The organism is Maribellus maritimus, assembly GCF_022267315.1.
In the GTDB taxonomy this organism is placed as follows: Bacteria; Bacteroidota; Bacteroidia; order Bacteroidales; family Prolixibacteraceae; genus Draconibacterium; species Draconibacterium maritimum.
In genome coordinates this window covers 1-1,194 of the sequence record NZ_JAIKLE010000142.1, presented here as the reverse complement: position 1 = coordinate 1,194, position 1,194 = coordinate 1, and the positions used below count along the sequence as shown (strand labels likewise).

Here is a 1,194-nt window from a genome sequence, read left to right as displayed (position 1 = left end):
ACCGTTATGGCACATATTAAAAACTGCAATCAGACAATTACGAGATGAATAAAATGTTTATAAATACGAAAGACTACTTATTGAAAAACACTTGGGTTTTCTGGTTGATTGTTTTCTTAATAATCGTGAGTTTTTCTTATAGTTTAAGGACAGGATTTTTGGTTACTGGACTATTAATTATCGGTATGTTGATTGGCTACATTATTCCAATTGGTATTTTAGTAATTCAAAAAAGGACAGAATTAAAATCATTTTTATTGCCGCTATCATTACTAATCGCTATTACATTGACTTTCTATATTTTATTGGACAATAAAGCTATTTTACTTTATGTAATTCCATTCTCAATTCCCAGTTTAGTATCTGGGTTATTGAGTTTAAGAAAATAATATATGGAGAAATTTAATCCTTTTATTAGAAAGCAAAATCTATCTTGGAGTATTATTCAAATTAAAGTTTTACTTAACCAGATAGAGAAAGATAAAAGTTCAACTTTTTTAAGTTATGCTGCTCTCGAATGCAGGATAATAATTGAACGTTTAGAACTAGCTCCACTAGTTATGGCAGCAAGTTCATTAGTTGATGAATCTTGGAAAAATGAACTAGAAAATTATAAAGGAATCCAAAGCCTTAACAAAAAACTTAAATCTCTAAGGTATAGATACCAATCATTTACATCTGCTTTTGCGGAAGCGATTTTTGAAAACTGTCCATTGATTCCATTTGATTATAAAACAGCAGAAGATTTACAGAGTAAACTTGCAAAGTATATTCATGTCTATAACAAAGCTGACGATGATTTTCTATTTGACAGTCAATATGTAAAAGAGGGAATTAAGATTATAAGAGAAGCTCTTTACTTTTTGGAAAATTCATGTTCAAATCACGAAGGCTCATATCGACAAGGTATAATTGATTTTAACTCTCTTAGTCCAGAAATGAAAAATGAATTTAATGATTGGGTTAACCGAAAAGACGAAGATATTAAAGCATTGACAAGTAGACTAAATAAAATACGAGAAGAAAAGAAAATGTCGAAACTGAAAATAAAATAAAATACGTGCCATAACACAGTACATATTGCAGGGCGGGGTTCTGTGGTGCGCCAACTGCGGATTCTCGCATCGCAGTTCCGTGTCCTTCGGACAGGAACGCTCTCCGAAATCCGCCCCGACAACATGTACCAACCGTTAG

Annotated in this window: 2 protein-coding genes; both read left to right on the top strand. The window is 31.9% G+C overall.

Translation table 11 applies throughout. The annotated features are described in order from the left end of the window. The first annotated feature begins 44 nt into the window (after positions 1 to 44). Positions 45 to 389, top strand: a complete 345-nt coding sequence (locus tag K5G00_RS29400; RefSeq protein ID WP_238770203.1) for a hypothetical protein — start codon at positions 45 to 47, stop codon at positions 387 to 389. A gap of 3 nt (positions 390 to 392) precedes the next feature. Beyond that, positions 393 to 1,055 carry a hypothetical protein gene (locus K5G00_RS29395; RefSeq protein ID WP_238770201.1) on the top strand — a complete coding sequence of 221 codons (663 nt, stop codon included), beginning with the start codon at positions 393 to 395 and terminating at the stop codon, positions 1,053 to 1,055. Positions 1,056 to 1,194 lie beyond the last annotated feature (139 nt).